The following is a 26576-nucleotide window of genomic DNA, read 5'->3' as shown; positions in this document are numbered from 1 at the left end:
GTAGGGCTATTGTTCCAGCGATTTCTGCAGGTATAGCGCTTCGTTCTTGAAGCGTACCAGTGCCAGCGCGACGGCTTGTTCGTAGAGTTGCGCCCTATCTACCGCATTGTCAGTAAGCAGCCCGATGGCCCCGGATGCCTGCTTTGAGTTGGATTTATTGAACACCAGATCATCCGCTGCGCCCAGTTCCATCCCCTGCCCTACCAAAGCAGCTACGATACCCGGCAGGTAAAAAGCAGCGGACCTGGCCTTACCTATACCTGTAGCAGAGCGCACCACCACCCAGGCAAAAGCAGCCAGTTCGTCGTCATGCGCCTCCACTCCGCCTTCTATACCTATCCAGTAATCAGCTTCCGGGTGTGCCGCACAGGCATTGTTCACTCTGTTCTGGGCACCTGTCAATGTCTCATGGTCTGTCATGGGCTGGTCTGCGACACCAGAGGGCACCGACACAGGTATGGCCTCAAAGTGCACACCAGGAAACATTTTGCGGAAACCCCGGAGGGCAGCCTCTACTTTGACAGGATTGCGTGAAGAGACGACGATGGTTTGCTCGGTTTTGCTCATCAGGTACATGATACTTGCTCGGCTACAAAGGAAGTGAAGTGAATGCAGAAGTAAAAATCATCTATTCTTCGCTGAGCAGCTAATAGCCCCCGTCGCTACTCAATGAGCTTTATATAGGTATAATGCATAGTTCCCCTCTCTGCCAAACATCCTCATTTACTACGCGTTATCAATTACATAGGCCTCCGGCAAAATCTATTTCGCTACCATAAAACTATGTACAGCTATGGCAAACTATTTTGAAAAATTCGCGCAGGAAGGTAATGAGTACATCAACCAGCTGGCCGCAGACCTGGGGCATCCGGAAGAAAAAGGACAGACTTACATTCTGCTGAGAGCGGTCCTGCACACGATTCGGGACAGAATCGCCATCAGTGAGTCTTTTCATGTGCTGTCGCAGTTGCCGATGTTCCTGAAGGCCATCTACACAGAACACTGGCAGTACCGTGAGCAGCCGCTGCAGTTCGAGAATGTGGAAGAATTTAAAGATGCCGTGAAGCAGGAACAGGCCAGGCACGGAGAGCAGCAGTTTAACTGGTCACAGTCCACAGAAGACCTGATCACCATGGTGCTGACTTCACTGAGCATGCGCTACCTCACCGAAGGCCAGTTGCAGCATATTGCAACACAGATGCCAGAAGACATAAAGCCGCTGTTTCCGGCAGCGCCCGAGCGCCACCGCGGCTAAGGTATACCTACTGTGGCATGCAGATCAACAGGGCCCAGCACTGACAACTAATGGTTTTAATGGTGACCGAGGTCATTCTTTTGCTTGGGTCTGATGTAGAATTTTGTACTCAACCCAATAAGATTCAAACTCAAAACTCTGAAAAGAATGGCAGCAGCATCACAAAGACAATTGACAGGCAAAGTAGCCCTTGTAACCGGCGGTTCCTCGGGCATCGGCAAATCCAGTGCGGTCCTCTACGCCCGGGAAGGGGCCAAAGTAGTTGTGTCCGATATTCACGAAGAACCGGGCATGCAGGTAGTGCAGGAGATAGAAGACCAGGGCGGAGAAGCCATCTTTGTGCTGGGTGATGTTTCGAAGCCGGAAGATTGCGAGCGCATGGTGCAGCAGGCCGTGGAGAAATTTGGCCGGCTGGATATTGCCTTCAACAACGCAGGTATAGGCGGTGAGGCCAACCCGATCGGGGAGATGAGCATCGAAGGCTGGAACAAAGTCATTAGCGTGAACCTGAACAGCGTCTTTTACTGCATGCATTTTCAAATCAGGCAGATGCTGCAGCAGGGCGGCGGTGCCATCGTGAACAATTCCTCTATCCTGGGTCAGGTGGGATTTGCCAACTCCGCCGCCTACGTGGCCGCCAAACACGGTGTGGTGGGGCTCACCAAGAATGGCGGCATTGAGTATGCGGCCAAGGGAATACGTATCAACGCCATCGGACCTGCCTTCATCAAAACGCCGCTGCTGACCGATGCCGGTATGACCGAGGAAGTGTTGCAGTTCCTGGCAGGCAAGCATCCGATCGGTCGCCTGGGAGAGCCCGAAGAGGTCGCAGAACTGGTAATCTGGCTCAGTTCTGACAAAGCTTCCTTTGTGACAGGTGCCTACTATGCTGTGGATGGAGCCTACCTCACCCAGTAATTCCCCGTATGACAACAAAGCGAGAGCAAGCGTTATTTTAATTCAGATACTCACCTTGTATAGGAATTAAACGTGCAGCCAGCGGGGGAAAAGGAATTCCCCCGCTGGCTGCATCAACACGAACTTCAAACTGACCATGAGTGTAACAGAGCAGAAAAGAGTAAGCAAAAGCCCGCTAAACCCTGACCAGCATATGGACTGGCATAGCCTTGACGCACAGGAGGCGCTTGAGCTGCTGGAGGTATCACCCAAAAAAGGACTGACAGAAAAAGAAGTACAGAAGCGGCAGGAGCAATACGGACGCAATGTAATGACGCCCAAAAAGCAGCAGAGTGCCTTTGTGCGCTTTATGTTGCAATTTCACCAGCCGCTGATTTACATCCTGCTCGTCGCCACGGTAGTCACCCTCCTGCTGGAAGAGTACATCGACTCGGCTGTGATCTTCGGGGTCGTATTCGTCAATGCCATCATTGGGTACATACAGGAATCCAAGGCGCTTGCTGCCATCGATGCGCTGTCCCGCAGCATGACGGCCAAGGCACAGGTGGTCCGTGATGGCAAAAAACAAAACATTAACGCACAGGAGTTGGTCCCCGGCGACATCGTGCAGGTACAGTCCGGTGACAAGTTTCCGGCTGATGTGCGGCTGGTGCATGTGCGCGACATCAAAGTGGATGAATCAGCACTGACCGGGGAATCCGTGGCAGTTGAAAAGAACGCAGCACCTGTAGCGGTTGACGATGTGCTGGGCGACCGCTTCTCGATGGGCTTTGCCTCCACAGTCGTGACCTATGGGCAGGCAACCGGTGTGGTGGTGAGCACGGGTGACAAGACCGAAGTAGGCAAAATTCAGGAGTCGATCTCGAGTGCGCAAACCCTGGAAACCCCGCTCACTAAGAAAATCAAGGAATTCAGCCACCTCCTGCTCTGGGTTATTCTGGGGCTGGCCGCAGCAGTATTTGTTGTAGAGACTACCCGCGGAGCTGACTGGGGCGATACCTTTATGGTGGCCGTGGCGCTCGCAGTAGGTGCCATACCCGAAGGTCTGCCTGTGGCTGTTACCATCATGCTGGCACTTGGCGTTTCCAAGATGGCCAAACGAAGGGCGATCATCCGCAAACTGGTGGCGGTGGAGACACTGGGCAGCACCAACGTGATCTGCTCAGACAAGACCGGCACGCTCACCGAAAACCAAATGACCGTACAGCAGATCGTGGCCGGAGACAAGGTATACGCCGTGAGCGGACTAGGCTATCGCCCGGAAGGGCAGGTACAGGAAGGAGAACAGCAAGTGGACCTGAACACGAACAAGGCGCTGGAGCAACTACTTATAGCGGGCCTGCTCTGCAACGACAGTTCAGTAAAAGAGAAAGAAGGCCAGTGGACCATCGAAGGCGACCCGACTGAGGGAGCACTGGTGGTGGCCGCGCAGAAAGCCGGCTTTGAGCGAGGCGAACTGGAGCAGAAAATGCCCCGCAAAGATGTCATTCCCTTTGAGTCAGAGCACCAATACATGGCCACCCTGCACGAAGGAGAACGACGCGTCATCTACCTCAAAGGCTCCGTGGAAGCCGTGCTGGAAAGAAGCGAAAGCATGCTGCTGCCCGATGGACAGACCGGTCGCCTGGACACGGAAGGCATCAACAAGCAGGTAGAGCAAATGGCTGGTGAAGGCCTGCGCGTGCTGGCCTTTGGCATGGCTGAAGCAGAAGACCTCAACACTATAGACCACGACCACATGCGCTCCGGCCTGGTGTTTATTGGGGTGCAGGGTATGATAGACCCGCCGCGCAAGGAAGCCGTGGAGGCCGTGAAACTTTGCCAGCAGGCAGGTATAGATGTGAAGATGATCACCGGTGACCACGCCGCAACAGCCTCCGCCATCGCCAGCCAGATCGGGTTGGAAGGCACCCGTGAAAACGGCAGGCTCAAGGCTATCACCGGAAAGGAACTGCAGCAGATCGAGGACCGGGAGCTGGAGGAGATAGCCGAAAAAACAGCCGTATTCGCCCGGGTAGCCCCTGATCAGAAGCTGCGACTTGTGAAAGCCCTGCAGGCCCGTGACCATGTGGTGGCCATGACCGGTGACGGCGTGAACGACGGGCCGGCCCTGAAGCAGGCGAATATAGGTATAGCCATGGGTATCACCGGAACCGACGTGGCCAAGGATGCTTCGGACATGGTGCTCACCGACGACAACTTCTCTTCCATAGAAGGAGCCGTGGAGGAAGGCCGCAGCGTATTCGACAACCTGACCAAGTTCATTGTCTGGACACTGCCAACCAACCTCGGCGAGGGTCTTGTGATCTTATCCGCTGTGATCCTGGGTACACAGCTGCCGGTGCAGCCGGTGCAGTTGCTCTGGATCAACATGACCACGGCCGTATTGCTGGGCCTGACGCTGGCCTTTGAGCCGAAGGAACCGGGCATCATGGACCGTCCGCCTCGACCAACCAACGAGCCCATTCTGACCAGAGACCTGATCATGCGCACCTTGCTGGTAGGCACGCTCCTGCTGATCGCCGCCTTTGGCCTGTACCTGTACGAGCGCCGTATACTGGGCACCGATGTAGCAGAGGCCCGCACTGTGTCTACGACGGTGTTTGTGGTGCTGGAGTCTTTTTACCTGCTGAGCTGCCGCTCCCTGGTGCGGCCCATGCGCCAGATCGGCTTCTTCAGTAACATGTGGGTATATTATGGTATCGCGGCGATGTTCTTCTTTCAGGCACTGTTCATTTACCTGCCGATCATGAACACCCTGTTTGGCTCTGCACCACTGGATGCAATGCAGTTGCTGCGCATCTTCGGAGCCGGTGTGGTACTGCTGATCATTGTGACCATCGAGAAGACCATCCGTTTTAGCATCAACAAACGAAATGAAAAAGTGGCGGCCAGTAACTAGGCTGCCGCTATACCTAAGCCAAAGCCTTTGAAGACTTTAGTTCGCATTGGGATTGTACTGGTTTCGCTATACCTGTTGCTTATGGGCTTTTTATCTTTTCAGCAAGAGAACCTGATCTTCTTTCCGGAAAAACTACCCGCCGATTACCGTTTTGGATTCAGGCAGGAGTTTGAGGAGCTTACTATACCCGCCAGTGACGGTACCAAACTGCACAGTGTGCTTTTTAAAGTTCCTGATTCGAAAGGACTCGTATTTTACCTGCACGGAAATGCCGGCTCGGTGGACTCCTGGGGATGGGTATACGAAACCTACACTTACCTGCATTACGATGTGTTTGTGCTGGACTACCGCGGGTATGGCAAAAGCGAAGGCAGCATCAGCAGTGAATCCCAGTTTTATGCAGACGTGCAGACGGCTTACGATGTCCTGAAGAACAGGTATAGCGAAGAGCAGGTCGTGGTGATTGGTTATTCGATAGGGACAGCCGCTGCGGCGAAACTGGCAGCCGAAAACAAGCCCCGGCTTCTGATCCTGCAGGCCCCTTATTATAGTTTGGGTGATCTGATGCAGAGCCTGTATCCCTTTGTGCCTACCTTCCTGCTCAAGTATAAGTTTGATACGTACCGCTTCGTGCAACAGGTCCAGGTCCCTATTGCCCTCTTCCACGGCATGATAGACGAGATCATCTATCCGGGCTCCTCTGAAAAGTTGAAGGCACACCTAAAGCCAACAGACCGGTTAGTGCTGCTTAAAGGACAGGGGCACAATGGCATGAATGAGAATCCCGCCTACAAACGAGAGGTGGAACGCATACTGGCAAAACTGCCTTGAGTTGGCCACTCAAAACAGAGCCGCACAAAACAAATGCATCACCAAGCAAGTACCTCAATAACTGAACTATAAAAGAATAGATGGAAGGAGTATTTAACACCACAGGTCGGACCAATGTGCCCGACTCCTATACCTACACCCCACAAAATGAACAGGAAGCCTGGATCGCCATCATGCACGCCTGCGTAGCCGTGGACGATGATGTAGCAGATGAAGAACTGGATGTGATGGCTCATACCCTGGCTAACAGAAAGCTGTTTGAGGGGCACGACATCATGGCTTACAGCAGATCCGTATTCTATGCTCACGCCCAGGTTGGCAGCAAGGTACTGATCGACAATTCCGTGGACTTTATAGCTGAGGAAAACCGCCCGACCCTGTTTGCCCATACCATCCAACTGGTGCTGTCAGACTGCGTGGTGACCGAGAAGGAGGAAGAGCTGATACAATACCTTTATTCCGCCCTTGATCTGGATGAGGAGAAAGCGCAGGAAATTGTAAGGGTGATTCTGGTTCTCAACAAAGACAAACAATGCAATTGAAGCAGGCTTAAAAATTGCAGCTGAATTGACGGCACTTTTCGTTACTTTGTGCACTTTAAATGCAGTGCATGATACGAATCCTACTCAGCTTCCTTCTTCTGTTTTCTGTTATACAGGCCAATGCCCAGGACCCGGGCCCCTCACCGCTTACTTTAGCAGACCAGCACTTTGACGCCGGTCGCTACCAGGAGGCTGTGGCCGCCTACACGATCGTCATCGTCCGCGACAGCTTTACCTTTGAGCCGTTTTACAACCGGGGATTGGCCTACCTGAATCTCAAAAAATACGAAGCTGCTCTGACAGACCTCGACCGGGCCTTGCTGCTCAATGCAGGAAGCAAAGACGGTTTCAGTAACAGGGCGCTGGTGAAGGTGCACCTGAAGGACATGGAAGGCGCTCAGTATGACTATGGCAAAGCGATCCGGCTCGCGCCCCAGGATGCAGCCCTCTACTACCAGTGCGCCCTGGCCCTGCTCCTCGACAACAAAACAGCACCCGCCCGACAGCACCTATTGAAAAGCATTGAACTGGCCCCTTCTGCCACAGCCCACATCGAGCTGGGCAAGCTGAGTGATGGTGCCGGAGACTTTGAAGCAGCCAAACGGCACTTTGACAAGGCCATACAGCTGGACGCCACTTCGGCCGAAGCCTACTTTCACAGAGCTTTGACACTGGAACAGCTGGCGCAGCACACGGCAGCAGAAGCAGACTATGCCACCACAGTTAAACTGGATCCGGCACACGCTGATGCTTACTTCAACAGGGCCCTGCTCCGTCACATGCGCGGGAACACATCGGGTGCCATACAGGATCTGACGAATGTAATTGCGCTGGATAAAAGCCGTTCGGAGGCCTATGCCAATCGCGCCATGGCTTATACCCAAACCGGCCAGACGCAGGAAGCCCTGACAGATTATAACAAGGCAATCAGCCTTAACAGCAAAAATGCCGAGTTTTATACGAAACGTGGTGAATTGAAAATCAAAGTGAAAGACTATGCCGGTGGCGAAAAGGACTTTACACGCGCCCTTAGCCTGGATGCAAAATCACCTGGCGCATACCTGGGACGCGGCTATTGCTATATGGCCCTGAAGCAAACTGCCAAAGCCTGCACCGACCTAACCAAAGCGCACCAGTTGGGCAACCGCAACGCCATGGAGCTAATGAAATACAATAAGTGCAATTAAGGTATGCTGATCAGGTATAGCGATGACATAAAATCAGCTATACCTACACTGCCTGCTTCAGGTTATGCTCCGGCACCTGCAAGCTTCTACCCCTCACAGCTGTCCTGCAGCCTGACCATACTCGCTGAGTTGATGCAGTAGCGCAGTCCTCCCGGTTCAGGCCCGTCGTTGAAGACATGGCCCAGATGGCCTCCGCACACATTACAGATCGCCTCAATGCGTTGCATATGATGGCTGTCGTCGAAGGTATAGCGGATAGCTCCCCGCCTGGCCGGTTGTGTGAAACTGGGCCAGCCGGAAATAGCGTGGTACTTTTCTGTAGCATTGAACAGCATTTGTCCACAGCCTGCGCAGGTATAGATTCCCGGCTCATAGGAGCGGCAGTAGGCATTGCGGTAGGGCGGCTCGGTTGCTCTCTGGCGGAGCACCTGGTACTGTGCTTCCGTCAGCTCTTGCCTCCACTCCTCCTCCGTCTTTTCCACTTTTTCGTAAGGTTCAGGATTGCCGTATTTGGCGTAGTAGATGATGTCTTTCCAGCGTAGCATGTTCTTTATACGCGGCTATACCTGACCAGTGGAATCCGTTTCTGACCTGTCAGGTATAGCTGGGCTTCCTGTCGGCATCTCGCCTCGTACCTCTTCCCATGGCAGCGTCGATACTCCAGATACCTGAACCACGGGCAGCCATGTACAGAAACAGAAAGCAGTAAAGCACGGCTTTTTCGCCGTTGTTGAGCAGCGGATTCCAGCCTTCGGGCAGGTGAGCCGTGAAGAAGGCAACCGCCATCTGACCACTGGCAATAAAAGCGGCCCAGCCTGTCAGGAATCCAAACGCGATCATAAGTCCGGCAACCAGTTCGACTATACCGGCCACTCCCATCATCGAAGCCAGCTCCACTGTATTGCCGTCGCCGGGCCAGCCAAAGAGCTTTTGAGTGCCGTGCATGGCAAACATCAGACCTGAAACGATGCGCAGTATGGCATACAGCTGCGGGCTGTAGGGTCCTAGAAATCTTTCCATAGTTATTGAGATTTAGACCTGCCTTTCTTAGCAGGCTGTTAAACAAGCACTTACAAAAGGAGCTAACGTGTTTTGGGGCTTAATGTTAAAATATACCTGCCTGCCAGTGAGTTGCTTAATGACTATAGCAGGTATCCTTCTCAACCTTTTCAGGGGGCTAGTTCGTACAACTAAGTGACCGAAGCCCAGGCGTTCGGTCGATTTATATGTTCTATCTAAAAGAAAACAAACCATGAGCGACAACAATAGAAATATTTCAGAAGACCCGAATTCAAGAAAAGGTGAAGGCGTAAGCGGACTGGGCAAAGGCAAACAGACAGGCCCTGTGGCAGGCGGAGCGGACAATACCCGCGGCGAAAACAAGCCAAGCCGTGAAGGCAGCAGTGGCGGTGCCAAGCATGGCAAAGACAATCCGAACGAGCAAAACAGCCCGCAAGGCTCTAATGCCAACCCTACTACCACCAGTCGTGGTGCCGACAGCACCGACAAGGAGTTCCGAAACAATCAGCCGAATGCCAGCACCCTGAAAGGGCACAAGAGCAACGAAGGCCTAGGAAACGAAAAACACTAGCCTTAAAAATGGGCCAAATGGTCACAAAGCAAAAGCCCCGGCATCTAGATGCCGGGGCTTTTGCTTTTCCTGTATTTCGAATAAGCTAATTTACTTCAACTCGTCCAGCACATGGTACATCTTTTTGACCAGCGCTGAGGCGGAGCCGTTGTAGTTGTTCACCACGAAAGCAAAAACATACTCGCGTCCGTCCTTCGCTTTGTGATAACCGGTAAAGCCTTTCGCACCACGAATGGTACCGCTTTTCATTTTCATGCCGTTGAACTGTGGCAACGAGGCATAGAAACCAGGGTACCAGTTTTGCTGGCGGGCATGCTGAAGCAGCCGTACCTGTGCATGGGTAGTCACGCGGTTGAGCGGCGACAGGCCCGAGCCGTCTACCATGGCCAATTCGGTTTCGGCTATACCTTGCGTCTTCCAGTGCTGCCTGATCTGCTCCAGCCCTTTGCGGGTGTCGCTGGTGCCGTTGCTCTTGTAAGCGATGGTTTTCACAAGTGCTTCACCATACAGGTTCACGCTCTTGCGGTTGAACCAGTACACCACACTATCCAGGGGCGGTGAAGTGACGGTATGAAACAAGGTATAGCCCTGCTGCGGCGTGCCGTTGTGCTGCATTATAGCCTGATGCGGCATGCCTATACCTAAAGTTCGGAGCGTATCGGCCAGCATGCTCACAAACTGATTGGCACCAGAGGGCAGTGCGCCGGATATTTTGAAGCTACTCTCGTTGACAGGTATAGTTCCCCGGATGGCGGCCGCACTGGTACCTACCGGGAAGTAGATATAGGCATTATCGCCCGTGCCTGCTGCGGCAGAGGTCAGTTCGGAGCGCAAGGTATAGCCGTTGAGGTTGGGCACCGTTTTCACGATCGACACCGGGTCGCCGATCTGCTTTCCTGATCTCAGGATGACGTCATACTGGTTCTCGCGCCAGTTGAGCTTGGCAGGACCGGCACCGTAATAGTTGGCAATGTCCTGCCACATCCAGCCATCGGGCACAGTTTCTTCGTTCCAGCCTTCATTACTCACGACTACCTCTCCCACCGATTTTATACCTGTGCGCTGCAGGGCCTGTGTAATCCCTTTCAGCACATTACCCTCTTTGGTCAGGGGCCAGCGCCAGCTCCCGAAGGTCGGGTCGCCACTTGGCTGTATCATTAGCGAAGCGTTATCGCCGGTTTTGCGCAGGGCAAATTTCGTTTCGTAGCGGTAGTCTTTGCCCAGCAGTTCGTAAGCGCTGATGCTGGTGATGATCTTCATGGTGGAGGCCGGAGCCAATCCGACTTTGCTGTTGCGGTCGAACACAACCTGCCCCGTTTTAGCATCGATGACGTAGAGCGACGCGATGCCGTTTTGCAACTGTGGGTCGGCTTCAAACTTCTGGAAGGCGGATGTCAGTTTAGCAGTTGTGGTCTGGGCCAGGGCCAAGGTGTGCGCCAGCGTAAGGGATAGCAGCAGGGCGGCTTTTGTAATCGGACGTTTCATAGCCAAAAAATAAGCATTTTCGGTGGCTATCCCCAATAATCTGCAAAATAAAGCAGCCGCTTCTCTCTCTGGAAAAGCGGCTGCGCAATATGTATGGCCTGTTTATACCCTGAGGGTAACAGACTTAGTCATTCCAGTCACGGTAGTTACGGTCTCTCCTATCGAAGTTCCATTCATGCCCTCCCCTGTTGTAGCGGCGATTGTCATCTGAGTCCCTATTTCTACGAGCTTCATTTCTGTAGTTTCCGGAGATGCTGCGCATGCGGTCTTCGTCACGGTTGTTGTAGCCGGTAGAGCCGTAGCCAGTGCTGCCAAAGTCGCGGTAGCCCCGGTCATAGCCTCTATCGTCGCGGTCGCGGTCACTGTAAGTAGAGCCAGGGCCGGGACGGCTGCCATAGATGTTGCCTGTGCCACGGTAGCTTGTGTCGCTGTTGTCGTTCATGCGGCCACTGTAGTTGTTGCCTCCTGAGCGGCCATAGTTCTGGCGGCTGTAGTCATCCCGGTCACGGTCATCAAAGCCGTGGCGTTCGTCTCCTGAACGACTTCTGCCGGCATCGCGGTAGCGCGGCCCTTCGTGACCTGACATACCGTAGTACGAATCCCCGTAGGCCGATCCACCACCATAGGTGCTGCCACCTTCGCCGTAGCGTGTGCCCCCGCTGAAGTCGCCGTAGGCACGTGCGTCAGACGACATGCGGCTGCGGCTGTCCCGGCTGTCATAGCCACGGTGCTCGCTGCTTTGGTCGCGATTACTGCCTTCCGGGTCGCGTCTGGACAGGCTGTTGGTATTGCCGGTGCGCGGGTTTCCGTACTGGTCGAAATCAGCGTAGTGGTTTTTGCGTCGGTTATCCTTACGATCAAAGTCTCTGTTCATAGCTTCATTATTTTGAGTTAGATTATCTCTCTCATAACGCAGCAGCGCAAAGCATGTTTAATCGTGGCTGTTAACAAGCTGGATTTGCAGTGCGCCGTAGCAGGACTCATAGCGCTCACCGGCTATACTTGGCTGCTGCTAAAGCTTGTGCAGTTGGAAATAACCCAGGTGCATATCATCCTCTGGACCTGTCGCATCCGCGGTGATCACCAGGCTATACCTTTCTTTGTCTTCAGGAGTCAGGATGTCTTTCACTTGATACACCTCGTCCACGTCTACGCCAAACTTATCATCAATATGTGACGCAGCGCCTTTAAAGCCCGTGTGTTTGTAAAAAGCTGTTTGTTTGGCCTGTTTCACAGCTCCCGCCTGATCTGGTGCCACAGCCAGCATTTTGTAATGAAACTCGTCGAATTCATTTGGCTTGTAGCCACCCAGGTTCAGGAAGAAAAGTTTATCAGATCCATCTGCTTCAGATATAGCTGTTTTCGGCACCACCTTTACCTGGTAGCCGTTTACCTGCGTCACTTCCCGCCAGGCATCCACGTGAATATTGCCCTTCGCCTCCGACCAGAAAGCTTTGATAGCCGGCACCAGGTCTTTCACCTGTTCGCCAATGGCAAAGAACATATCGTGCTGCTCCGTGTTGCGTCCTGCCGGACGACAGCCCAGCATTAACATAAAGAGTTTAGGGTTTTGCATTGGTGTTTGGTTATGGAATGAGGTTATAGTTATGAAGTATCTGTTGTTTGATTTAAGCATCTGTTCTACAGGTATAGCTGCGTCGGTTTTATTTATGTACACGATTAACCCACCCCTACCCCTCCCTTTGTAGAAGGCCCTATCCCCAAGAGGGGCTTTTGGGCTACTGCCAATCCTCAGGTATAACGCTGTAGCTTGCACTTTACTGTACCGGGTCCAACCACCCCTGCCCCTCCTTATCCAAGGAGGGGAGCTTCTGCTACTGCAAACTCACAGGTATAAGCCTTGTAGCATCTGTCACGTAACACTGTCAGGTATAGCAAGACTAACTCGCACGCTAGCTATGAAACAGACCACAGTGCCAGGTGCGCAAAATGACGATTTTGTGTTTGAGCGGTCAGCGAGTTTAAAATCGTCTTGATTTTTTTGCTTACTTTTTTCATCAAGGAAAAAAGTAAGGCCCGCCCGGCCAGGGCAAACAGTGCCCGCCTGGCTAAGGCAAGCTATGAAACATCAAACTTGCTATACCTATACCTCGGCCAGAGGCACTACCATAATAGACAAGAGCGTGGACGCTCGCGCCATAGCATGATGGCCCCTCCCCTTACTTATACCCAATAATCGAAGTAAACGACACCTTCCGCATCGGCTGTCGCGAAACCGGATTAATCGCCTCAACCACGCCCTTCGCTTTCAATGCTTCCAGTGCTTCTTTATAATTACCCCGGATGTAATTCGTTCCGATGTTGTGATGGCGGTAAATACTGTCGATTGGCAGGTTGTGATAGTACGCACGTTTGCCTGCGAGGTCAGTGATCAGGTTCTTGATCGAGTAGCGGTACTGCTCCTGAAACAGCGACAGCTGGTGCTTGATATTAGCTCCAAAAAGCGGCACGCCGTCTTCCTGGTAATCACTGTACATGAGCATCAGCTCCTTCATTTTCATGTAAGGCGCATCATTCTTCGAGACAAAAAACAGATAGTGACTCGTCTGATTCTTTTTGGGTAGACTGATCTTGAAGCGGAACGTTTTGTAATCCTTCTCACGGAACACGTCTTCAAACTGGTCAACCATAAAGTCTTCGCGCTGGCCAGCATCCTGGTAGCGGTCACAAAACTCGCGGATCTTCTGCAGACGCTCTTTGCCAAACACATCGGCCATGATGCTGTCGTCCGTGGCTCCCTGCACAGCGGCCCTTAGTTTAGCCGGTGTGAAAAGCATGAACAGATCGAGTCCCCAGCGACGTACCGACTGCAGGAGCAATTGCTGCGAAAACTCATAACCGAATGGGTCCAGGTATAGCAAAGTGGGCACATCGTTGCCGAGGAGTTTGGCTAGTGAGGCCAGGCTGGCTTCTTCATGCAAGAGCACCGGCTTGTGCTGCAACTCTTCGTAGTAAGGCAGCTGCTGCAGGTTATCCTTTAGCCTGGCAGTGACAGTCTTTTTTTCATCGTTGAAAAAAGTGCGCACTACCTTGTTCAGGTTATACTTGTCCGTAGCCCCAAAGATGCTGTTAAGCACCCGCACAGGCGTGGCGGGCTTGCCGTCTTCTGGCTTGCCGTCGCCTGCGTACAGGTCGATAAAGGCCAACACCGGGTTGGACTTGTAACGCTGCCCCTGCAACTGGGCACTGCACCAGGCCTTGAAAAATTCGTTCAGCAGCTCTGACTTAATCTCGGCGCTGCTGCGTTGTTCTATAAAAAAATCGTTTGTATCGGCAGTAGACATGGAAAATAGCCCAATGTTTTATGGAAAGGTAAAGTTAGGGCTTGTTTCAATTATAAGCGTAATTTTGCAGCATGAAACTGACTGGCAACATTCTCAATATTAAAAACAAGCGCGACGACCGCAATGCAGGTATCGTCATTGAGGTAGATAAGATCGAATATGTAACCTACAAGAAGGATGGGAAGTATTACCAGCCTTTTAACCTGGAAGTGGAGCTGGAAGAACCGATTGTGATAACAGGCGACCAGTTGGCTCTTAAGCCGGTAAAGCACCTGCAGGAAGGCGAGTACGATTTTGATGTGTATGACAGAGAGGGTGATGACTATGTGTTGAATGAAAACAAGTTCCTGTCGTTGCTGATGATGTACGACGAGGAGGAACAGGAGCATTTCCTTTCGTCAGTGGAGTACACGGTCACGCTACCAAACGAAGAATTTAAAGCGCTGAAAGAAGAGCAGCACAAACTCCGTCAGTCCCGCAAAGGCCCAGGCAAGAAAAAGAAATAGCCTGCCTTACCTCAGGTATAAAACAGAAAAACCTGTTTCAAGAAATACTTGAAACAGGTTTTTCCTTTTCATGTTCCGTCAAACATGGAAGCAATTCTTCCAAAAGCTTCTACAAGCTTTAATTCAGGTTTACGCCTGTCTGAACGATAACATAATGTCTATACCTGTTATACGTAACACGACGCAGCAGGTTGATGTCCAAACACTTACTTTTTATTCATACCCAGGTAAATACCATAACCGATCAAGCCAGCGCCCAAAGCAAAGAGTACATACTGCTTCTGTTTGTTGTCCAGACCGTTAAATGTATCCAGGCCGTACTTGCCCGGGTTTTTCACCATGTTCATGATATCACCCGGATTTTCCATCAGATAATTCAAGGGATTAGAGGTTTTTGATGTATTGGTCTTCATAGTTTTCCTTTTTTCTTTTGCTTACGGCAACAGGAGCCGAATAGATGGGAAAATATCAGAAAAGCTATACCTGAGGCCGATGCTTACTTGGAGGCCTTTCTGAGGTAGATGTTACCGTTCATATTCTTGATCATAATCTCAGGTCCGCCTCCGTTTACTTTGCCTGTGATAAAGTCTGCGGTGCTTACCCGGTAAAGCCCTTTCTCGCTGCGGGTACCAGTTGGCTTCTGCGTAGCATCTCGAGTCATCTCAAAGTCGGTATACACCTCTCCCCTGTCAGATTTCAGTTTAGTGTTGAATTTTGAGTTGGCTGGCAGTGTCACATCCACGTTGCCATTCAGAGTAGAGAAAGCCATCGGCGATTTGCCATCCCACTTCAGTATATTGGCCTTTACAGCGCCATTTGTAGTGTTCGCCATAGCCGTACCCGACACGTTCTCGAGCACGATGCTGCCATTCACATTAGAGAGCTCCAGGTTACCATTCACATTGCTGATCGTGATATTTCCATTGTTCACAGTCGACAGTTTCAGGTTAAAATTAGCTGGAACCATGATCTCCAGATGCAGTGGTCTATTAATTGATTCGGTTGAAATCTGAACGTTGTTATTTTGCTCCGTCACCGTCAGGCTCATGTTTGTGTTAGGTATCCGCTTCAATCCGCTTGTCTCGGCCGCAGACTGACCTGCTTTTCGGGCTTGCTTCTTTTCCGCTTCTGAGTCAGGGCCATCGGCACCTACGTTTACGACTATATTTTCACGGATTCTGCTTTGCGTTGTGCCAGACTTGGCTAACACGACAACCTCCTTAGTTTTAGTGCCGCTCACTTTAATAGACCCGAATACCAGGTTCACTTCCAGGGTTCCTATTTCATTAGGTTTGCTAAGGGGCACTTTCAGTTCCTGCGTTTCCTGAGCAAACAAAGAGGTGCTCAGCATCAGAAATAGCATGATGATCATGTTGCGTTTCATGGGTTCTTTAGGTTGTAGTTAATGTATGTAGCCAGGCTGGGTTGCTTAGCTTTGTGCTTTCACAATTACTTTTCCGTTGAAGGTTTTCAGGTATAGCAAGGCCGTGCCCGCCCCTGTTTTAAAAGTTGATTCTTTTCCGAGTTTGTAGGTGGTAGTAGCTCCGTTTTGAGTACTTACTTTCTTCACTTCCGGGGCCAGTTGCTGCAGGTCATCCAGGTCTGTGTAGAAGTCGCCGTTGAAGGCACTGAAGCTAATGGTGGCTGAAAGCGACTTACGGTACAGCAACTCAACGTTGCCGTTCAGCGTTTCCAGCCTCGCCTGCTTTTTTGGGTTTTCACGGTATTTGGCAACCACACTTCCATTCACTGTTTTGGCGTCCACATCTCCCGAAATATTGTCCAGCAGAATCGCTCCGTTCACATTTGCAGCATGAATGTAACTGGCGGTAAGGTCTTTGATCTTCACGTCACCATTGTTGATCGTGGTGAGGGCGATATTGGTATTCTGCGGTACCTTGATCGTGAAATTATGCGTGAATCTATACCCGAGTTCTTTCGTGATGTTGACGCCCCGATTAGAGGAGCCCGTTCTGTGCGATTGAATGTAAGGAGCCTTCAGGTAACTGATGATGCTGTCGCCGCTCACTTCAAATTCCAGACTCAGCTCTTTCGACTTTTCCAGGCCGTCTGCTGTTCTTGGTTTGATAATGCGCTCCACCTCGATCAGCACCTTGTCACTGTTATGCGTTTCCACATGCACAAAGCCGTCGATGTTCTCGATCTTAAGCACATTGCCGGGTGACTTGCGGCTAAAACTCAACTCCTTCACGATCTTTTCGGTCTGGTTCTGGGCCATCAGTTCACTGCTGACACAGAGGAATGCCAACAGTAATACCAGGGATTTCATGACTTTCATAGTTTTAGATTAAGACGTTTATACTTTCTTTGATTTTATCTTTCACCAGATCATTTGTGCTTTCATCCTGCAAAAGCTGTTGGAGCTGCGGTACCGCTTTTTTCTCCTGCAAGGCCTGCATCAAATCAGCCAGGGCGATCTGTACCATAGGTGAGTCCTGTTGGCTAATCGATAAGATCAGCCCGGCTCTTACTTCCGGCTTTGCTGTATGGCTCTTCAAAGCCTCGACAGCGGCCAGTCGCACGTTTACGTTGGGGTCGTTGTTGAGCGAATTGAACAAGGCATCGATTACCCGGCTATCGGCATTCGTCATCTCCTGTGAGATGTTCACGGCTCGCAGCCTGTCCACCGCCAGAGGCTGATCGATCAGGGTCGTGAAGAGGACCTGCTTCATCTGGCTCAACTCTGAGGCCAGCATTTTCACATCAGGGTCCTGCTGCTGTTGCTGCTTTGGTGAGAAGGCAAGCCAGGCCACTAAAAAGCCGGAAAAGAAGATTACCAGGGTATAGGCAAATTTAGCCGGACTTAGAAAAATATTCAGTTGCTGCCAAAGGTCTCCCCAGGAAAAAGCTGGCCCCGCAGGTGTTACTTTTCGCTTTTCAGCAACCAAAAGCTGGTTGAATTTGGCATCCAGTCCAGGTCCTGGCTCCGGCTCTGGCAGTGTATGAAAAGCCTGGTAGGCAGCCTGTGTCGCCTCCAGTTCGGTAACAGGTATAACACCCGATGCTACCATTGTTTCAAACTCCTTCCGTTGTATCTCGTCCAGGTTTCCTGTCAGGTAATCCAAAATCAGTTCTTCGTGTCGCTCAGTGTTCATATGCTTATACCTTTCGCCTGTAGTTTTAAAAAGACCTCCCGTAGGTCGTTGATTGCCCGAAACACCCGGACCTTTACATTTGCCTCAGTGCAGTTGTGTAGTTCTGCAATGTCTTTGTACTTCACCCCTTGCAGCTTGCTCAACAGAAGCAGTTCCTTCTTGTCGTGACTCAACTTGTCGAGGGCCATTTCCATCAGCAGCAGGTGCTCTTCTTTCTGCTTCGCTTCTCCCGGCACCGATAAGTCTGCCAGCACATCCTGTTTCTCGTCGATATCCGTGGAAATGCCGGCTTTCTTTGACTTTTTAATGTGGTCGGCCAGCACGTTGCGGGCCAGGTGATACAGCCAGGTGACAAACTTGCCGTCGCCCCGGAAGGTATGGCGGTACTTGAGCACCCGCTCAAAAACATCCTGCACCAAATCCTCGCTCAGCTCAGCGTTCCGGGTGAAGCGGAAATAAAAGCCGTACAGGCTTCTGCCATACCGCTTAAAAAGCAGGCTGAGCTTGTCAAGGTCGCCAGACTTTACCTGGAGCATCAAAGCATTGTCAGTCAGTATTTCCAAAAGAGCAGGTTGTTTTGGTGTTCATCTATAGAAACTCAGGTTTCAGGAAAAGTTACAACATTCGGGCACTTATTTTTGAGCAAAATAAATACACATGATGAACACTGCCTGCCTACAAAAGATAATGGGGCTCAGAAAGCCCCATTAATCTCACCTTTACAAACAAGCAATAATTCGATCAACCGCCGGTGCGGTTCAGTTCTTCCAGGTTGTTGCGGCGGCGCTCTTCTACTTTAGCGCCTCTGCTAAACTTGTAACGCAGGGTAAACCCGATGTTACGCTGTCGGAAATATTGATCCCAGTCACTCACGTTGCCCTCTCCCAGCCTAGCTCCGATAATGAGATGCTGCGTTCCAAAAATATCGTTGGCGTTGATGCTCAGGTCCAGTTTCTCATCCATAAAGCTTTTCTTGACACCCACATTTAACCACCAGCGAGGATCGGCACGGTAGAGGGCGTACACACTAGGCCCCTGGTATACTCCGTTCAGCTCCAGCTTTACTTTTTTAGGTAACAGGATAGTATGGTTAGACTGTAGCATATAGAAGACCTGGTCGTTTACAGTCTGTCCATTGTCAACCGCGACATTGTACTCGTTATAAGCCACGATCAGCGTATTGTTCGACTCCCAGTTTTTCATGACGCTATAGGGTATATTAGCTGTCAGGCTCAGATTTCTGGAGTCGTCTGCGTTGCCGATATAATACACGGTGGTGGCCGTTTCGGGATCAATAGCAACCAACTCTACAATGACATCCTGCGTGTGCTGATAGCTCAGGGTCAGGTTATAGGTCTTCTTAAACACCTGAGAGATGCTGAACGCGTTGGTATACTGTGGCTTAAGGTTTGGATTTCCCAGCCAATAGGTATAAGGGTCACGGTAGGCGAAAAAAGGATTGAGCTGTCCGTAATTAGGGCGCTGCAGGCGGCGGCTGTAGTTATAGTTGATCTGGTAGTCGTCGCTCACCTTCTGCTGCAGAAACAAACTCGGAAAAAAGTTGAGGTAACTGCGCTTTGTTACATCCCCCGTGGTCAGCAACTCCCCCTTCGACTGTGTCTGCTCTGCCCGCAAACCTGACTGTAAACTAAACCGCTCATTCAGTTTGGTGTTGAAATTCACATAGGCAGCATATATGTTCTCGTCATACACAAAATGGTTCGTACGCCTGGTGTCCAGCACCAGCGTTTCGCTGTTATTGAAGTAAAAGCGGGAGTCGGCGTCGGATATCACCCGGCTGGCCTTTGCTCCTATTTCCAGCCTGCGGCCTTGTGCCAGTGGTTTCGTAAAATCTACTTTGGCAGCATAAATATCGAACTCGTTAGGGGTGTTGGTATACAGGAAATCCTGCGTAACGGCACCCGGTTCGGTAAGATCGTAGTAGTAGTTGTAGAAGTTGGCGTCTCCCCTGTTCTTGATCTTCACAAAGTCCAGATCGGCGGTGAGTGTCGTACCCAGGGTGTCATACTTGCCCATGTAATGCAGGTTGGCCGTTCTGTTAGAAAAGCGGTTCTGGTTGAAATTGTCCGCATCTATAAACTGGGTTGGCTGGTCAGGCGAAGGACCAATGTAAGTTTCTGTCAGGAAGTCCGCATGCAACTGATTGGTGGCATAGTACCCCATGACGCCTACGCTATGCTTATCATTAAAGCTGTAGTCTGTTCCCAGGCGAACAGCTGGCGGGCCCTCCACTTCAAAATTGCCATCTGCCACCTGGTCGAAGTAGGTAGAGGATTCATCTCCTTTGAACACACGGGTGAAGGTGGCATCACGCCCTCCAACACGTCGAGCCTGATCCAGGTTCAGGAAAGAACTCCACGGTCCGGTCTTATAATTAACGCTGGCTCCTGTGCTGTAGCCATACTGCTTAAAGTTGTAGTTTCCACCGGCATACACACTGCCATTCAAACCTTGTACCGTATTCTTTTTCAGGTTGATGTTCAGTATACCCGATGAACCTTCCGCATCATACTTCGCTGATGGGTTGGTGATGATCTCGATATTACGAATATTCTCGGCAGCCATACCTTCGAGTAAAGAGCGCAAGTCACGGGCAGAGAGGTAGGTCAGCTTTCCGTCGAGCATCACGGTTACGCCTGCACGACCATTCAGCTGAATGTTACCTTCCTGATCAATGTATACGCCGGGAGAAGTGGCCAGCACATCATAAGCTGTTCTTCCAGCTGCCAGCGCCGTTCCTTCAATACTGACTACCATGCGGTCAGCCTCCTGTGTGATTGTAGGTCGAAGCGTCTCCACTGTCACTTCTTTGAGTTGGGTTGCGGTAGGCACCAGTTTGATTATTCCTGCAGTTACCTCTGGTTTTGCTGCACTTACCGCTATCTGGCTGATGAACTTCTTCTGATAACCCAGAAAGCTGATGGCCAGTTGGTAATTCCCCATAGGCACACCCGTGAAGGAAAAGCGGCCCGTTGCGTCGGTGAGGGAGCTCTGAAGTGCTTGTGTGGAACCTGGCTGCAGCAAGGCGACTGTAGCATACTCAATGGGCTTGCCAGTAAGAGAGTCGGAAAGAATACCGGTGATTTTACCTGCTTCCTGCGCCCGCGCGGCACCTGAAACGGATAGGAAAAGGCATAGCAATCCCATCAAAAAAAGTACACTTTTTTTCATAGTTTATTGATTTATGATTTTATTTATTCGCCTTTGTATGCGTGGGGTACAAGCTAAAGACACATCTTTCTGTGCACAGTTGCATCCGGCACCAATTTAATCTTACATGCTACTGCGCCCCCTCTTAAAGGAGACGACCGAGTCTCAAAAACCTTACAGGTATTTCCAGTTTTATTTTCAGAAGCTGCTAAGGGCTGAGCAGCCTCCGGATAATCTTCATAGAAGGAAACTTCAATTTTGAGGAAGGTTACAGAATTTCCTGTTCTTTTTCTCAGGTATAAGCTGCGCCTCAGGTTAATCAAAGCGTAGGTTACGTACAGGGTTGGCCATGGCTGCCTTCAGTGCCTGATAACTGATGGTGATGAGTGCTACCGTTGCAGCAGCTATGCCTGCCAGCAAGAAGGCCCATACCGGCATATCAATGCGATAAGCAAAGTCTTGCAGCCAACTCCGCATAGCGTACCAGGCCAGCGGGAAAGCGATGAGAGCCGATATAACGATCAAGGCCAAAAACTCTTTAGAGAGCAGGGCGACAATGGCGCTGTTGTCGGCACCCAGCACCTTGCGTATACCGATTTCTTTTTTCCTGCGCTCAGCAGCGTAGGCAGCCAGTCCGAGCAGCCCCAGACAGGCCACGAAAATGGCTATGCCTGTAAATATCCAGAGCAGCGTTTTGAGTTTGTCTTCGGCCTTGTACAATTTTTCGAAGTTCTCGTCCATAAAAATGTATTCGATCGGGTAGTCAGGCGCAAATTTGTTCCATACTTTTTCTACCTGCTCTATGGCACCTGCAATATGCTGCGCATCTATTTTCACAGCCACTTTCCAATTGGCGCCCGGGAAGATCTGCAGCACTGTTGGGTCTACCTTATCGTAGAGGCTCTTGAAATGGAAGTCTTTTACTACGCCGATGATCTTTCCTTCCTTCAGCGTATCCTTATCAGAGTCGTTCCACACATTCCAGCGCAGCGTCTGGCCCAGCGCTTGCTCAGGTGAGCCATAGCCTAGCTCCCGCACTGCTGTCTCATTGATCATGAAAGCATGGTCGGCATCGGTTCTATGCGCTTTGGAGAAAGGCCTTCCGGACACCACCTCCACGTCCAGGGTGTTGATGTAATCATAGTCGACCATCAGATGCGTCACGCCGTGGTGCACCTGCTCCCCGTTTCGGGGCACAATGATTCCGTCACCCGCCGTGGCATCGCCCGGGAAGCCATAGCCAATGGATACATTCTTAATACCAGGAACATTCCGCAGCTCATTTTTGAAAGTCTCATAATTATCGAACATGTTCTCGCCCCGCATTTGGAAAAACATGATCTGATCTTTGTTAAAACCTAAATCCTTGTTGTGAAGATAAGATACCTGCTGATAAACGATGAAGGCACAGATGATGAGGAAAATAGAGAGGGCGAACTGCACCACAATCAGTCCGTGGCGCAGCCACTGTATCCGGCCAACCTTGCTGTCAACCACCACGGCACTTTTCAGCACCTTAACAGGCTGGAAACCAGAGAGCACAAGGGCCGGGTAGAAGCCTGCCAGCAATCCAACCAACAGTGTCAGGGCCAGCAAAAGGAACAACAGCTCAGGGTTTGTGAAAATATTGAAGCTCATTTCCTTGCTCGTGAAGGCGTTGAGCGAAGGTAGCAGCAGGGAAGTGAGCGCAGCAGAGAAGATCACGCTGATAAGGGTGAGCAGCAGGGTTTCGCCCAGAAACTGCATCACGAGCTGCCCGCGGCTGGCCCCAATAGATTTCCGCACACCTACCTCTTTTGCCCGCTGCATAGATTTGGCAGTAGCCAGGTTTACGAAGTTAAAACAGGCGATCAGCAGAATGAACACGGCAATGATACTCAGCGCTTTGACATAGGTAATGTTGCCACGGATAGCCTGGTCGTGTTTAAAACTGGCTGAATGCAGGTATACCTCATCGACCGGCTGCAGGACCGGTTTGTAATCATACGGCTCATTGGTATCAGGATTGCGCTGCTTTGCCACTATCTCCCTGAATTTCGTCTGCAGGAACTGCGGGTTGGCCCCATCCTTCAGCTTAACATAAGTATAAAACTGTTGCCAGTTCCAGCTCTTCATACGCTCTGCCGGCAGTTCGGCGGATTCCAGCGAGTGTATAAAATTCACAGGAAGATGGAATCGTTCTTTGGTGCTGAAGACTCCCCGCACGATGTAAGGCAGCTTGTTTACGGATACCTGCTTGCCTACAGGGTTGGTGTCCCCAAACACCCGCTGCGAAAATTCATCAGAGATCACGATAGAAGAGGGATCTGCCAGCGCCTTATCGGGTGAACCGTAGATAAAGGGTAACTGGAACAATTCAAAAAAGCCGGGGTCGGAGAAAAACCTGCCTTTCTCATAGATCCGCTTGTCTCCGGCCTCTATCAGGTTATTGGCATCGAACTGCACCATTAAGATACGCACGGCCTGCTCTACTTCCGGGAAATCCTGCTCCAGTGTAGTAGCAAAAGTAGGCGGCACTGGTGCCACCATCTCTCCAGCTTCTTTGGCAGACTTATCGTTATACACCCGGTATACCTGTTCGCCTTCCGGCAGGAACTTGTCGTACTGCAGTTCGTCGTACACAAACAGGCCAATGAGCAGGCAGGCTGTAATACCCAGGGCCAGGCCAGCTATATTGATGAAGGAAAAGCCTTTGTGCCGAAGCAGGTTTCGGTAAGCGGTTTTGACGTAGTTCCTGAACATGACGCTCAATTTAGTGGATGATGCGATATAGTATGACTTCAGCAATTCTAATTTTTAGAAAAGAACTGCCTGTCCGCTGCTTTTAATACAGAGCAAATGCCATAAATTTATATTATTGATTACCAATAACTTACCTAATAACAACAACTTAATTGCGTACATTTTCGCTCAGCCGGTGTGCGATATCGCACGCCTTTATTTACAGAAAAGTCTGTTTTAGCTTCGTAATCAGCGAGTTGTATTAATGGCATAATTATAGTTTCTTTCGGTACTATATCATACTTGCTTATGCTGTTAAAAAAGGCCTCCATACTGATTGTTGATGATGATGCCGATGTGCTCACGGCTGTCCGTCTGATGCTCCGGCCACAGGTGAAAGAGATTGTGACGGAAAAGAACCCCGAACAGCTCCCCATTTTGCTGAAGCAATATAGCTTCGATGCTATTCTGCTCGACATGAACTTCAAGAGCGCCATCCATACCGGCAACGAAGGTTTATACTGGCTACAGAAAATAAAGGAACTGCGTCCGGAGGTGGCTGTCATTATGATCACGGCCTATGGCGACATTGACCTGGCCATCAGGTCCCTGAAAGAAGGCGCCTTTGACTTTGTAGTAAAGCCCTGGCATAACGAGAAACTGCTCAGCACCATTACCAATGCCGTAAGTCAGAAGGTAAATGGCAGCAAAGCAACGGCCTCAGGTACCAACATTCCTTCCAGCGACTTTGAACTGCTAGGCGAGTCGGATGTCATGCAGGACATTAAACTCAAAATAAAGAAAATAGCTCCCACCGACGCCAACATCCTGATACTGGGCGAAAACGGAACGGGTAAGGAACTGGTAGCCAAAGCCATTCATGAGCAATCGCTGCGGGCTGCCAAACCCTTTGTGAAAGTAGATGTAGGCGCCCTCACAGATTCGCTCTTCGAGAGTGAGTTGTTCGGCCACAAAAAAGGCGCTTTTACCGACGCCCGTGAAGACCGTGCCGGACGATTTGAAGCGGCACAGGGCGGTACCATCTTCCTGGATGAAATTGGCAACATCTCGCTGCATCAGCAGTCTAAGTTGCTGAGTGTGCTCCAGAACCGCCAGGTGATTCGGGTAGGAGCAAATGAACCGGTGAACATCGACGTGCGCCTGCTCTGCGCCACCAACGTACCGTTGAGCGAACTGGCAAACGAGTCACGCTTCCGAAAGGACCTGATCTACCGCATCAACACAGTGGAGATCCTGATACCGCCACTTCGCAAAAGAGGGAAAGACATTGTGCTGCTGGCCACGCACTTTGCACAGGTATACGCGCAAAAATACATGAAACCGGTACCGGAACTCAGCAAGGCCGCGCAGGATAAACTGCTGCACTATCACTTTCCCGGCAATGTGCGGGAACTGCAGTATGCCATTGAAAGAGCGGTGATTATGGCCGATGGGGCGCTTCTGGATGCCGATGATATTCTTTTCTCCCCCATAGAAGCGGCACCTGCTGGCGAAGCCTTAGAGCACGGCACCAACCTGGAGGAGCTCGAGAAGCTGACCATCAATAAAGTGCTGCAGCTACACAATGGCAACCTGACCCGAACCGCCAAAGAACTCGGCATTACCAGAACGGCGCTCTACCGACGCATGAACAAGTATGGGCTTTAAGAATCTAGAATGGGCGCTGATCGCCAGGGTCATGCTCTTGCTTCTGACCTTGAGCGTACCGGCTTTTGTCATCGTTAAGGGCTGGTCGGAGGCACTGGTATTTTGGCTGCCGGTCTTTATGCTCCAGGTGGTGGACCTGCTCCGCTTTCTGCGCAAGACCCAGTCGGAGTTCAATCAGTTTATCGAGTCCGTGCACTACCGTGATTTCTCCCGGCACTTTGATGAACGCCATGCCTATACCCAACTGCAGCCACTTCGCAAGGGCTTCAACGAAATTAACTCCACTTTTAAGACCATTACGCTCGAAAAAGAAACCCAGTATCATAATCTGCAGAAGGTGATGGAGCTGGTGGAAACCGGCATTCTGTCTTATAATATGGATAACGGGGAAGTGGTGCTTATGAACGAATCGCTCCGGAAGTTGCTGCATGTGCCCTTCATGAAAACGATCCATTACCTGTCGAAGCGGGACAAAGAATTGTATGAATCCATATTGGCCCTTGAGCCCGGCCATACCCGCATCGCGACGGCGCATACCTCCCATTTCGAGAAGAACACGACGAAAGTCCTGCTTTCCGCTACGGCATTACAGAACGAAGGAAGCAGGTATAAGCTGGTTGCTTTTCAGAATGTGAACGAAGCACTGGACGAGACAGAATCGCAGGCCTGGCAGAAGTTGCTGAATGTGCTCACACATGAGATTATGAACTCCGTAGCGCCTATTTCCTCCCTTGCAGACACCCTCAAAAATCGCCTCCAGGAAACCCAGTCCACAGGTATAACTGCAGAAGACTTGGAGGACCTGGAAGTAGGCATAAGCACGATCAAGCAGCGAAGCGAAGGACTGCTCCGTTTTGCCGAAACTTACCGTAACCTGAACAAGATCACAAAGCTGAACCTGGACACGGTATACGTGAAAGACCTTTTTGCTAACCTGCAGCGTTTGATGCTCCCGACCCTGGCGCAAAAGGGGATACATCTGGAGACGAATCTGGCTAACCCCTACATAACGCTGCACGCCGACCCTACCCTGCTGGATCAGGTGCTGATTAACCTACTGGTCAATGCCATGGAAGCAGTGAAAACGGTGGAAGCTCCACAAATCACCCTTGCGGCCTATACCTCACCTGATGAGAAAACGGTCATCAAGGTCATGGACAACGGCATCGGCATGTCCCAGGAAGTGCAGGAAAAAATCTTTATACCTTTCTTTAGCACACGCAAGCAAGGCAGCGGCATCGGGTTGAGCCTTTGTAAACAGATCGTGCTGTTGCACCGCGGGACGATACAAGTACAATCGGTTCCGGGAGAAGGCACTACTTTTATGCTCCGTTTTGGGCAATGAAATTTTAAAAGACTCGTATAGGAATCAGAACCT

The 26576-nt window shown here is 51.0% G+C and carries 24 protein-coding genes; 10 read left to right on the top strand and 14 right to left on the bottom strand.

Features of this window, described 5'->3' with window-relative positions; translation table 11 throughout:
• Positions 1-6 precede the first annotated feature (6 nt).
• Positions 7-567, bottom strand: coding sequence for an inosine/xanthosine triphosphatase (gene yjjX, locus I0P70_RS17415; protein ID WP_196120435.1), 561 nt, complete (start codon positions 565-567; stop codon positions 7-9).
• 226 nt (positions 568-793) lie between these two features.
• Between yjjX and I0P70_RS17410 the strand changes: the two genes are divergently transcribed.
• From I0P70_RS17410 to I0P70_RS17385, 6 genes are all read left to right on the top strand, one after another.
• Positions 794-1255: a DUF2267 domain-containing protein gene (locus I0P70_RS17410; RefSeq protein WP_196120434.1), complete on the top strand. Its 462-nt coding sequence runs from the start codon at positions 794-796 to the stop codon at positions 1253-1255.
• Between the two features lie 147 nt (positions 1256-1402).
• Positions 1403-2173, top strand: a complete 771-nt coding sequence (locus tag I0P70_RS17405) for an SDR family NAD(P)-dependent oxidoreductase (protein ID WP_196120433.1) — start codon at positions 1403-1405, stop codon at positions 2171-2173.
• A gap of 136 nt (positions 2174-2309) precedes the next feature.
• Positions 2310-5075 (top strand): cation-transporting P-type ATPase, encoded by a 2766-nt coding sequence (locus I0P70_RS17400; RefSeq protein ID WP_196120432.1) that lies wholly within the window; start codon positions 2310-2312, stop codon positions 5073-5075.
• Between the two features lie 27 nt (positions 5076-5102).
• Entirely contained in the window at positions 5103-5906 is an 804-nt protein-coding gene (locus tag I0P70_RS17395; RefSeq protein WP_230392271.1) for an alpha/beta hydrolase, read from the top strand.
• Positions 5907-5986: 80 nt separating this feature from the next.
• Positions 5987-6448: a tellurite resistance TerB family protein gene (locus I0P70_RS17390; protein ID WP_196120431.1), complete on the top strand. Its 462-nt coding sequence runs from the start codon at positions 5987-5989 to the stop codon at positions 6446-6448.
• A gap of 68 nt (positions 6449-6516) precedes the next feature.
• Positions 6517-7635 (top strand): tetratricopeptide repeat protein, encoded by a 1119-nt coding sequence (locus I0P70_RS17385; protein WP_196120430.1) that lies wholly within the window; start codon positions 6517-6519, stop codon positions 7633-7635.
• Positions 7636-7721: 86 nt separating this feature from the next.
• Here the strand turns inward: I0P70_RS17385 and msrB are convergent, their stop codons facing one another.
• Together msrB and I0P70_RS17375 are read right to left on the bottom strand one after the other, a co-directional pair.
• The gene (gene msrB, locus I0P70_RS17380; RefSeq protein WP_196120429.1) at positions 7722-8180 is read right to left on the bottom strand and encodes a peptide-methionine (R)-S-oxide reductase MsrB; all 459 of its coding nucleotides are present in this window, start codon (positions 8178-8180) and stop codon (positions 7722-7724) included.
• Between the two features lie 49 nt (positions 8181-8229).
• On the bottom strand, positions 8230-8655 hold the full coding sequence (locus I0P70_RS17375; protein ID WP_196120428.1) for a DoxX family protein: 426 nt from the start codon (positions 8653-8655) through the stop codon (positions 8230-8232).
• A 232-nt stretch (positions 8656-8887) separates the two neighbouring features.
• Between I0P70_RS17375 and I0P70_RS17370 the strand changes: the two genes are divergently transcribed.
• The gene (locus I0P70_RS17370) at positions 8888-9226 is read left to right on the top strand and encodes a hypothetical protein (RefSeq protein WP_007660316.1); all 339 of its coding nucleotides are present in this window, start codon (positions 8888-8890) and stop codon (positions 9224-9226) included.
• Between the two features lie 90 nt (positions 9227-9316).
• Here I0P70_RS17370 and dacB read toward each other — a convergent pair whose 3' ends face one another.
• From dacB to tcmP, 4 genes are all read right to left on the bottom strand, one after another.
• On the bottom strand, positions 9317-10711 hold the full coding sequence (gene dacB / locus I0P70_RS17365) for a D-alanyl-D-alanine carboxypeptidase/D-alanyl-D-alanine-endopeptidase (RefSeq protein ID WP_196120427.1): 1395 nt from the start codon (positions 10709-10711) through the stop codon (positions 9317-9319).
• Between the two features lie 124 nt (positions 10712-10835).
• Positions 10836-11585: a hypothetical protein gene (locus I0P70_RS17360; protein WP_196120426.1), complete on the bottom strand. Its 750-nt coding sequence runs from the start codon at positions 11583-11585 to the stop codon at positions 10836-10838.
• A 138-nt stretch (positions 11586-11723) separates the two neighbouring features.
• Positions 11724-12287 (bottom strand): DUF1543 domain-containing protein, encoded by a 564-nt coding sequence (locus I0P70_RS17355; protein WP_196120425.1) that lies wholly within the window; start codon positions 12285-12287, stop codon positions 11724-11726.
• A 604-nt stretch (positions 12288-12891) separates the two neighbouring features.
• Positions 12892-14016, bottom strand: a complete 1125-nt coding sequence (tcmP, locus tag I0P70_RS17350; RefSeq protein ID WP_196120424.1) for a three-Cys-motif partner protein TcmP — start codon at positions 14014-14016, stop codon at positions 12892-12894.
• A gap of 71 nt (positions 14017-14087) precedes the next feature.
• Here tcmP and I0P70_RS17345 point away from each other — a divergent pair, with 71 nt between their 5' ends.
• Positions 14088-14522: a hypothetical protein gene (locus tag I0P70_RS17345; RefSeq protein WP_196120423.1), complete on the top strand. Its 435-nt coding sequence runs from the start codon at positions 14088-14090 to the stop codon at positions 14520-14522.
• A gap of 206 nt (positions 14523-14728) precedes the next feature.
• Here the strand turns inward: I0P70_RS17345 and I0P70_RS17340 are convergent, their stop codons facing one another.
• The 7 genes from I0P70_RS17340 to I0P70_RS17310 all read right to left on the bottom strand — a co-directional run bounded on the left by I0P70_RS17340 (position 14729) and on the right by I0P70_RS17310 (position 23551).
• Entirely contained in the window at positions 14729-14935 is a 207-nt protein-coding gene (locus I0P70_RS17340) for a hypothetical protein (protein ID WP_196120422.1), read from the bottom strand.
• Between the two features lie 83 nt (positions 14936-15018).
• Positions 15019-15906 (bottom strand): DUF4097 family beta strand repeat-containing protein, encoded by an 888-nt coding sequence (locus tag I0P70_RS17335; protein WP_196120421.1) that lies wholly within the window; start codon positions 15904-15906, stop codon positions 15019-15021.
• A gap of 45 nt (positions 15907-15951) precedes the next feature.
• The gene (locus I0P70_RS17330; RefSeq protein ID WP_196120420.1) at positions 15952-16821 is read right to left on the bottom strand and encodes a DUF4097 family beta strand repeat-containing protein; all 870 of its coding nucleotides are present in this window, start codon (positions 16819-16821) and stop codon (positions 15952-15954) included.
• Positions 16822-16825: 4 nt separating this feature from the next.
• Positions 16826-17638: a HEAT repeat domain-containing protein gene (locus tag I0P70_RS17325; RefSeq protein ID WP_196120419.1), complete on the bottom strand. Its 813-nt coding sequence runs from the start codon at positions 17636-17638 to the stop codon at positions 16826-16828.
• Positions 17635-18201, bottom strand: a complete 567-nt coding sequence (locus I0P70_RS17320; RefSeq protein ID WP_196120418.1) for an RNA polymerase sigma factor — start codon at positions 18199-18201, stop codon at positions 17635-17637. The genes I0P70_RS17325 and I0P70_RS17320 overlap by 4 nt, the downstream gene beginning before the upstream one ends.
• A gap of 178 nt (positions 18202-18379) precedes the next feature.
• On the bottom strand, positions 18380-20830 hold the full coding sequence (locus I0P70_RS17315) for a TonB-dependent receptor domain-containing protein (RefSeq protein WP_196120417.1): 2451 nt from the start codon (positions 20828-20830) through the stop codon (positions 18380-18382).
• Between the two features lie 294 nt (positions 20831-21124).
• Positions 21125-23551 (bottom strand): ABC transporter permease, encoded by a 2427-nt coding sequence (locus tag I0P70_RS17310; RefSeq protein ID WP_196120416.1) that lies wholly within the window; start codon positions 23549-23551, stop codon positions 21125-21127.
• A gap of 288 nt (positions 23552-23839) precedes the next feature.
• Between I0P70_RS17310 and I0P70_RS17305 the strand changes: the two genes are divergently transcribed.
• Positions 23840-25198: a sigma-54 dependent transcriptional regulator gene (locus I0P70_RS17305; RefSeq protein WP_196120415.1), complete on the top strand. Its 1359-nt coding sequence runs from the start codon at positions 23840-23842 to the stop codon at positions 25196-25198.
• Positions 25188-26543, top strand: a complete 1356-nt coding sequence (locus I0P70_RS17300; protein ID WP_196120414.1) for a PAS domain-containing sensor histidine kinase — start codon at positions 25188-25190, stop codon at positions 26541-26543. The genes I0P70_RS17305 and I0P70_RS17300 overlap by 11 nt, the downstream gene beginning before the upstream one ends.
• The last annotated feature ends 33 nt before the right edge of the window (positions 26544-26576 follow it).

This window comes from Pontibacter sp. FD36 (assembly GCF_015686655.1).
Classification (GTDB): Bacteria; Bacteroidota; Bacteroidia; order Cytophagales; family Hymenobacteraceae; genus Pontibacter.
Note: the sequence above shows the minus strand (reverse complement) of the source record. Positions and strands in the feature narration are given on the sequence as shown.

Coding starts and splice junctions, on each gene's coding strand:
- I0P70_RS17405 (WP_196120433.1), top strand. CDS start 1,403: ATGGCAGCAGCATCACAAAGACAATTGACAGGCAAAGTAGCCCTTGTA.
- I0P70_RS17300 (WP_196120414.1), top strand. CDS start 25,188: ATGGGCTTTAAGAATCTAGAATGGGCGCTGATCGCCAGGGTCATGCTC.
- I0P70_RS17370 (WP_007660316.1), top strand. CDS start 8,888: ATGAGCGACAACAATAGAAATATTTCAGAAGACCCGAATTCAAGAAAA.
- I0P70_RS17390 (WP_196120431.1), top strand. CDS start 5,987: ATGGAAGGAGTATTTAACACCACAGGTCGGACCAATGTGCCCGACTCC.
- dacB (WP_196120427.1), bottom strand. CDS start 10,711: ATGAAACGTCCGATTACAAAAGCCGCCCTGCTGCTATCCCTTACGCTG.
- I0P70_RS17400 (WP_196120432.1), top strand. CDS start 2,310: ATGAGTGTAACAGAGCAGAAAAGAGTAAGCAAAAGCCCGCTAAACCCT.
- I0P70_RS17315 (WP_196120417.1), bottom strand. CDS start 20,830: ATGAAAAAAAGTGTACTTTTTTTGATGGGATTGCTATGCCTTTTCCTA.
- I0P70_RS17335 (WP_196120421.1), bottom strand. CDS start 15,906: ATGAAACGCAACATGATCATCATGCTATTTCTGATGCTGAGCACCTCT.
- I0P70_RS17375 (WP_196120428.1), bottom strand. CDS start 8,655: ATGGAAAGATTTCTAGGACCCTACAGCCCGCAGCTGTATGCCATACTG.
- I0P70_RS17360 (WP_196120426.1), bottom strand. CDS start 11,585: ATGAACAGAGACTTTGATCGTAAGGATAACCGACGCAAAAACCACTAC.
- I0P70_RS17345 (WP_196120423.1), top strand. CDS start 14,088: ATGAAACTGACTGGCAACATTCTCAATATTAAAAACAAGCGCGACGAC.
- tcmP (WP_196120424.1), bottom strand. CDS start 14,016: ATGTCTACTGCCGATACAAACGATTTTTTTATAGAACAACGCAGCAGC.
- msrB (WP_196120429.1), bottom strand. CDS start 8,180: ATGCTACGCTGGAAAGACATCATCTACTACGCCAAATACGGCAATCCT.
- I0P70_RS17410 (WP_196120434.1), top strand. CDS start 794: ATGGCAAACTATTTTGAAAAATTCGCGCAGGAAGGTAATGAGTACATC.
- I0P70_RS17310 (WP_196120416.1), bottom strand. CDS start 23,551: ATGTTCAGGAACTACGTCAAAACCGCTTACCGAAACCTGCTTCGGCAC.
- I0P70_RS17330 (WP_196120420.1), bottom strand. CDS start 16,821: ATGAAAGTCATGAAATCCCTGGTATTACTGTTGGCATTCCTCTGTGTC.
- I0P70_RS17385 (WP_196120430.1), top strand. CDS start 6,517: ATGATACGAATCCTACTCAGCTTCCTTCTTCTGTTTTCTGTTATACAG.
- I0P70_RS17340 (WP_196120422.1), bottom strand. CDS start 14,935: ATGAAGACCAATACATCAAAAACCTCTAATCCCTTGAATTATCTGATG.
- I0P70_RS17355 (WP_196120425.1), bottom strand. CDS start 12,287: ATGCAAAACCCTAAACTCTTTATGTTAATGCTGGGCTGTCGTCCGGCA.
- I0P70_RS17325 (WP_196120419.1), bottom strand. CDS start 17,638: ATGAACACTGAGCGACACGAAGAACTGATTTTGGATTACCTGACAGGA.
- I0P70_RS17305 (WP_196120415.1), top strand. CDS start 23,840: ATGCTGTTAAAAAAGGCCTCCATACTGATTGTTGATGATGATGCCGAT.
- yjjX (WP_196120435.1), bottom strand. CDS start 567: ATGAGCAAAACCGAGCAAACCATCGTCGTCTCTTCACGCAATCCTGTC.